We start from the raw sequence: 7503 nt of genomic DNA, 5'->3' as shown, positions 1-7503 counted from the left end.
CTTTTTCTCCGGCAAGAGATTTTACAATGAGACATTACAAACAACTGACCTATGCGCAAAGATGCCAGATCGCCGTTCTAAAGAAAAGTGGTTTTACGCAACAAAGTATTGCTGAGCTAACTAATTTATCGCAATCTACGATTTCAAGAGAGCTTTCTAGAAATACAGGTAAGCGAGGTTACAGACACAAACAAGCTCATGAGCGGGCTTTGTTTCGCCGAAGAAGTGTAAGAAAACCGCTTAAGATGACACCTGAAATGATGGCTTTAATTACCCAGAAGCTTAATGAGAAGTGGAGCCCTGAACAAATAACGGGATGGTTGCGTAAAGAAAGTGAACGGTCTGTCAGCCATGAACGCATTTATCTGTATATCTGGGAAGATAAAAAAGCAGGTGGTGAGTTATACCTACATCTGCGCCGACACGGTAAGAAATATCACAAGCGCAGTCATGGTAAAACAAACCGAGGGCAAATAAAAAATCGCGTTAGCATTGAAGAACGCCCACAAATAGTTGATGAGAAAGGTCGTATCGGAGATTGGGAAATAGATACCGTCATAGGTAAAGGTCATCGAGGCGCCCTTGTTACCATTGTAGAGCGGGTCACCCAATTCACTGTATCAACGCAGGTGGCAGGCAAAACAGCACAAGCCGTCACTGCGGCGACGATAGAACTATTAAGGCCATATAGGTCAGCGCTTCATAGCATCACGGCTGACAATGGAAAAGAGTTCGCTTATCACGAGCAAATCACAGAGGCTTTAAGTGTTCCTGTTTATTTTGCTCACCCTTATCACTCATGGGAGCGCGGATTGAATGAAAACACGAATGGATTACTACGCCAGTATTGGCCGAAGAGCACAGATTTTAAGGCGGTAACACCAGCGCAGGTTATACCAGTACTTGAGCAACTTAATAATCGTCCGAGGAAGACACTTGGATTTGAAACGCCTGCAAAATTGATGCAGGATCACTTGGCGGCTAAAGCCGCCTAAACGTTATGCACTTCAGATTTGAATCCGCGTATGTAAAATAAAAAAGAGCATATTATGAAACAGCTATTTATTACCATCACGCTAATTTTATTAAGCTTTACAGCTTACGCACAAGATACAAGCTCAGAAGCAACATATCCTAAATTGCCTACATTAAATTTACAAATGGCTGATGGATCGCCACTCAATACTCAAGATTTACTAGGTCAACCTTACGTTTTACACTTTTGGGCAACGTGGTGTCCGTACTGTAAAAAGCTGCAGCCAGCACTTCAAAAAATTGATGATATGGGCTTAAAAGTTATTGCCGTGAGCTTTAAAGAAGATGACGATGCTACCCCCGTTAAAGCACTTAGCGAAAGAGGTTATACTTTTAAAACAGCTGTAAAAGCCGATGCAATAGCACAGCAATTAGGTATACGAGGCACACCTACTACATTGTTTGTAAATAAAGAAGGCAATGTAATTTGGCTGACTAATACGTCAAATCCAGAAGATCCAAACCTTCATTTAAATGCACGAACATTGTTGCACTCCATCGACATGGCAACTGAGTAACTTATTGCGCTTTTAACTGATTAGGTGTTAAGCCTGTCCAGCGCTTAAAGGCGCGCCGAAAGTTAGGTATATCGTAAAAAGCTAAATGCTCAGCGACTTGTTCGTTATGTTTAGCGCACAGAGTAAGTAGGTAAATAGCTTTGTGCTTATTTTGCTCATCTATTAACGCTGAAAAGCGTACCCCATTGAGTTTGAGCCTGCGCTTAAATGTAGCTGAACTCATAGCAAAGTGCTTCGCGGTACACTCTAAATTAGCACTTGGGTGAGAGTATAAGTATCTGCAAACGGCTTCAATAAAAGTCATGCTAACTACGCTTTTATTATGTAGCTGCGACTGCGCTTGCATAAATCGTAATTCACTCGCATGCGGGTTTTTAGCCCTTAACATGGTTTTATTTAATACCCAGCGAGTACATGGCTTATCAAAACTTACCTTTAACCCTAAATTTTGTTCGTACTCTTGAATATGCCGAGGGCGTTTAAAAGCAAAGTCAAACTGACAATGCGGGTAACTTTCGCTCACTCGTTTAAGTAAACTATAAAATGCAGTGCTGTATATCTCTAGCACATAGTGGTAAAGGCTTTCATCAAGCCCATGTGCTGGCTGAATATAAATATAAACATTATCGTTTTTAATATACGTTTGGCTAAACAATAAAGGCGCTAATTGCATTCTTAAAAGTGATAATTGCTTTAATACTTGGGCTAAATTATCGCTATATATTAATGCCTGAGCTTCGGCTCGAGTGTCGTTAATAAGTTGGCTACCGAGTAAAAAACCACTGTCAGTACTTTTCATCAACAACTTAAATTGAGCTAATAAACGCACCTGCTGAGACACACTAAATGTATGCTGAAAATTAAGTAAGTCTTGTTCAAAAATACCGGTACCGCGTAGCAGCTTATGTAAATTTATGTTTCGGCTTTGAGCAAGCTCTACAGCTGACGTAATAAGCCCTTGAGCGCTTAAATATTTATCGTCTTGGCTAACAAACATGTGCACGGTGCGCTACTTTTTGTTGATGCTTTTTTTGTTGTAATTGACTATGCAGTTGGCTTGTTAGTTTATCTGTACTGCTATGCTTATTACCTTGTATTAAGGCGGTAGTGACATATTGAAACTTTGCTTTTTTAGATGCTTCAACTTTAAATGCACAATGCTTTAGAGCTCCTTTAATTTGTGCCATTAGCTCTTTAGCTTGCTGCTCTGTAGTAGCTGGCATTAGTACCATAAAGCAATCTCCTGCGTAGCGGCACACTACATCACTTAGTCGGCAATTCATTAACAATAGCTCGCTAATTTCACGCAGTAACCGGTCGCCCTCACTAAAGCCAAACTCACTATTAAAATGCGAAAAATCACGAATATCAATCGCGCCAAGCCAGAGTGGTTGTTTGCTCGTAAGTTGCTCTTTAATTGCAGAATCTAGGTACTGCGCCTTATAAAGACCTGTAACTGAGCACACCTTATCGTGCTCACGTAAATGCGCTTCACGGCGGCGTAGCTGACGATTTAATACGTACTGCTCTTGATGCCAATAATACAAACCCACACTCGTTAACAACATGCCTAAAGGGGCTGGCAGAGATTCAATCCAACTGAGCCATTGATGGGCGGGATGCATTAGCCATTCATCAAGTAAATCTAGGGTTGCCGAGAACATAAATAGCCCAACACCTATCACTAAGTAAGTGGTTACTTTACTCGGTGGTCTTGAAATTAATAACGCGGCAATCCATACAAGGGTCATTAATACAATACCGCCCTCCCCCATAATATCGAGCCACTGAATACTGGCGTAAGTTTTTAATACACCTAAATAACTACTTAAAAACACAGCGCTAAAAAACATCGCAATAATAGCGTTTATTAATAATCGGTGGCTGATAAAGGGGTTAAATCGCATGTGCGGTATCTCGTTTATAAATGAGTTTTAAAGTTAGTTCATACAAGTTTTTGTTAGCAGGGTCATATTAGCTCAGCTATATGACAACGAGATGATACCTACTTTAAAAACAGCCCTGCACGGTACATAACACCTGACTTTACGAGGAGTGATAAAAGCTCAATACACTCTATATATTGCTCAAACACCTCTAAATACATGTATTTAACCTAAACACTGTCACATTTACGTAACCAAATATCTTTAGCTTGCTCGCCATACCAAGAAACAAACCAGCAATAACCAAGAGCAAATACAATGAAAGACTTTAAAATAAAAGCACTGGTAGCCGCATTAGCCTTATGTAATTTGACGGCTTATGCAGAAGATGATGCAAAAGAAACCGCAAAAAAAGATATCGAAGTTTCTGACAAAATTGTTGTATACGGTGAAATTGGCTACAGAAACCGCTCAGACGAACTCGCACCAACCTTGGAGTATTCACAAGAGTACTTTCAACGTTTTGAACCATTGACCGCAGGCGATGCATTAAAACGAGTACCCAGTGTTACATTTTTATCGGATGTGCTTGAATCGGATGGTGCACGTATGCGAGGGTTAAGCCCTGCTTATACAAAGGTGCTTATAAACGGTGAAGAAGTACCTGGCGCTGGTGCCGATCGTTCATTTTTTGTTGACCGAATTCCGGCTGAGTTAATTGAACGCGTTGAAATAATTCGCTCATCAAGTGCTAACCGCTCAGCCGATGCTATTGCGGGCACATTAAATATTGTATTGCGCGATGGTTACAGTTTAGATGGCGGTTACTTGCGTGCTGGTGGCTTGCTTTATGACGATGGTGAATTTAAAGAAAGCTTAGCTGCAGTGTACGGTACTGAATTGGCTGGTGGGCGCTTATTACTTGGTGCAAATTTACAAGGCAGATATAACCCAAAACAAAAAAATAGTTTGCGCTACGGCGATAGCCCTGAAAACAATATAAACTTTCAAACAGAAGAATTTGATAACCGCGAAGACCAATCTGACACTCGCGATGGCGACGACACGTCACTTAACTCCAGCTACGAAATTGTTTTTGACGACGATAGTCAGTTTAATATTAGCGCTATGTGGGTTGATACAGAGCGTACTGAGGATGAACGTTCATTTGAATACAACGACCCAACTGCAACCAATAACGATATTGTAAATGGCGGTAACTTAGAAACAGATAATGCGAATGTTAAATATATTGACCAAACTAATTACAACATCAATACCGCTTATGAATTTCCACTACTAAGTGGCACAAGTAAGTTTAAATTTGGCTTTGCTCGGTTTGAAGAGTCTGTTTATGAGGAAGAAGTCGAATTAGATACCTCAGAGCTGCCGATGGTATTTGAAGAAGAGCAAACTAAAAGTGAAATAGATGATAAAGAATGGACTCTACAGTGGCAACACAGCCAACCTTGGGGTGACAGCAAAGAAATTCAGTTTGGTGCATTTTTACAAAATAAAAAACGCGACAGTGAAATTTTAGAATCGCAAAACGAATTAGAACTTGCACTTACCAGTTGGGAGCAATACGCAGCAACACCTTTAACGCTTGCTACATTTAATAGCGAGTACGAAGCGGTTACTGGTGGTGTAAATACTTTAGAAGAAGATCGCTTTGACTTATTTGCCCTTGTTAAGCACAAAGATGATTTATTTGCTTGGGAGCTGGGCGTTCGCTGGGAGTCTACCGATTCTAAAATTAATGATAAAACAATTGGCGTGAGCGAAAATAATAGTTACGACTTTATCCTCCCCTCAGCACATTTTCGTTTTAACGTGAGTGAAAATGGACGCGTTAGCGCCTCTGTTGCGCGTAGTTTACGACGCCCCGAGTTTGATTTTTTAACACCGGCACTTATCGAAAAAGAACTTGGCGATAACGACCAACTAGGTAACCCTGAATTAAAACCAGAATCTGCTTGGGGTATGGACTTAGGCTACGAGTATCGTTTAGGGAAAAGCGGTGTTGTCGGTATTAATTTATTTTATCGCAAAGTAAATGACTTAATAGAAATTGCCAACACAGAACAAGAAGGCTCTGAAGGCGACGGTACGTTTGTACTGCAACCACGCAACACAGGCGATGGTAATGTAAAAGGAGTTGAGCTTGATTTATCTACTCCACTTGGCGCATTTAGCATGCCTAATACGGGTGTATTTTTAAATTACTCATGGCTCGATAGTGAAGTAACCGACTTTTTTGGAACTCGCAAATTTAACGACCAATCAGACTACGTTTATAACGTTGGGTTTATTCAAGACTTACCCGAACTTAAAGCTGCATTTGGCGCAACTTACCGCAAGCAAGGTGATGCCTATGGACGCATTGTAGGTGAAGAAATAACTACATCTTACAGTGCCGATTTTGAAGTATTTATAGAAAAACGTTGGGAAGATGTAACACTGCGCTTGGTAGGTTCAAACCTACTTGATGCAAGTAAAGACGAAACCTTTAATAAATTTGATACCGTTGATGATCAATTTAGTAGAAGCTTTGATGAGTACGAAATTGAATCTGAAGAAGCGGGTCCGGTTTATCAACTTATGCTGCGTTACGCGTTTTAAATAAGTTTATGAGGTAGCGCTAATCACTTTATTTAGCGCTACCAACATGGGAGAACAATAATGATAAAAAAAACATTACTGCTAATAACACTTGGTCTATACAGTATACAAAGCGTATTGGCAAACGTAACGTACACCGACGCATTATACGAGCAACAAAAAATTGCAAACTTGACTGCGCTGCCTAAGAGCTTAAATTTTACGGTTATTGGTGATTGGGGTCATAACGGGCACTTTTATCAAAAAGACGTAGCGCACCAGTTAGAAATAGCGATGTTTCAAACGGATGGTGATTTTACTATTTCAACGGGCGATAACTTTTATCCCAATGGGGTAGCAAGTGTTAACGACCCGCTTTGGCAAAGTGCCTATGAAGATATTTACCATGGTCCACATACATTCGAGCCTTGGTATGTAGTACTGGGTAATCATGATTATTTAGGTAATGCGCAAGCACAACTTGATTACAGTAAAAAAAGTCAGCGCTGGAATTTACCTGCACGCTATTACAGCAAAACCTTTACTTTAAAAGGTGGCGAGCAGATATTAATGGTGTTTTTAGACACTAATACTTTAAACCCTGAATACAAAACACGCGAAAAATACAAAGCAACTCAAGGGCAAAACAGCCAAGCGCAATTAACATGGTTAAATAGCCAACTCTCAAATAGCCAAGCTCGATGGAAGATAGTGGTTGGTCATCACCCACTTTATAGCAGTGGAAAACGTTATGGACTTACTGAAGGTTTACGTAATTTACTCGAGCCCATATTTGAGCAAAATGGTGTGCAAGCATACATAGCAGGACACGAACATGACCTGCAACATAACCAAATAGATGGCAGTAAACTCGACCACTTTGTATCTGGTGGTGGTAGCGAAGCGCGTTACGTAAAACAACGTGAATTTACGCGTTTTGCAGAAGCTACTCCAGGATTTTTGAGCTTTTCGATTAACAATGAAGCACTAAAAGCAACGGCTATTAACTATAAAGGCGAAGTGCGTTACAGCACTCAAAAGCGCTTTGACCAATAAAAGGTTACAACATGAAATTTAAATTAAAAACATCTCTTAGCTTAATTGTAAGTAGCTTAGTGCTTAGCACATTAAGTGCATGTAGCAATAGTAACGTGGCTACAAATACGGCAGTAAAAAACACACCTGATAAAGTAGTCATTAATAGTACTAAATTTGGTCCAACAGATAACATGCAAGGCTCACAAGCGGCATGGTTAAATAATAACAATTGGTTGCTAGCAAGCGAAAGCAAAGGCTTAGTGTTAGTTGAAAGTGAAACGCAACAAAGCCGCATTATAAAAAAAGGTAACTTTGAAGCGCTTGCTGTCACTAAGCTAACAGCACACTCATTTTTGGTTGCAACTATTGATAACAATCAAGATAACGTTGTTATATTTAAGCTTGAGCACACTCAAAGTGGCTGG

General features: G+C 40.2%; 6 protein-coding genes and 1 pseudogene. 5 read left to right on the top strand and 2 right to left on the bottom strand.

All coding sequences use genetic code 11. The features are described 5' to 3' along the window. A partial coding sequence (locus L655_RS0111945) for an IS30 family transposase (RefSeq protein WP_241764482.1) occupies window positions 1-995 on the top strand: 995 nt, incomplete at its 5' end. A 54-nt stretch (window positions 996-1049) separates the two neighbouring features. Then, entirely contained in the window at window positions 1050-1553 is a 504-nt protein-coding gene (locus tag L655_RS0111940; protein WP_024605137.1) for a TlpA disulfide reductase family protein, read from the top strand. Window position 1554: 1 nt separating this feature from the next. Here L655_RS0111940 and L655_RS0111935 read toward each other — a convergent pair whose 3' ends face one another. After that, the gene (locus L655_RS0111935) at window positions 1555-2556 is read right to left on the bottom strand and encodes an AraC family transcriptional regulator (protein WP_024605136.1); all 1002 of its coding nucleotides are present in this window, start codon (window positions 2554-2556) and stop codon (window positions 1555-1557) included. Further along, window positions 2540-3460: a GGDEF domain-containing protein gene (locus L655_RS0111930; protein ID WP_024605135.1), complete on the bottom strand. Its 921-nt coding sequence runs from the start codon at window positions 3458-3460 to the stop codon at window positions 2540-2542. Before L655_RS0111930 ends, L655_RS0111935 begins: the two co-directional genes overlap by 17 nt. Window positions 3461-3757: 297 nt before the next feature. Between L655_RS0111930 and L655_RS0111920 the strand changes: the two genes are divergently transcribed. The 3 genes and pseudogenes from L655_RS0111920 to L655_RS0111910 form a co-directional block, all read left to right on the top strand. Next, window positions 3758-6061, top strand: a complete 2304-nt coding sequence (locus L655_RS0111920) for a TonB-dependent receptor (RefSeq protein ID WP_024605134.1) — start codon at window positions 3758-3760, stop codon at window positions 6059-6061. Window positions 6062-6121: 60 nt separating this feature from the next. Further along, on the top strand, window positions 6122-7096 hold the full coding sequence (locus L655_RS0111915; protein WP_024605133.1) for a metallophosphoesterase: 975 nt from the start codon (window positions 6122-6124) through the stop codon (window positions 7094-7096). 11 nt (window positions 7097-7107) lie between these two features. Next, a pseudogene (locus L655_RS0111910) lies at window positions 7108-7503 on the top strand (phytase); the annotation flags it as partial.

Origin of the sequence: Pseudoalteromonas sp. TAE79 (assembly GCF_000498015.1) — a bacterium.
GTDB lineage: Bacteria > Pseudomonadota > Gammaproteobacteria > Enterobacterales > Alteromonadaceae > Pseudoalteromonas.
Note: the sequence above shows the minus strand (reverse complement) of the source record. Positions and strands in the feature narration are given on the sequence as shown.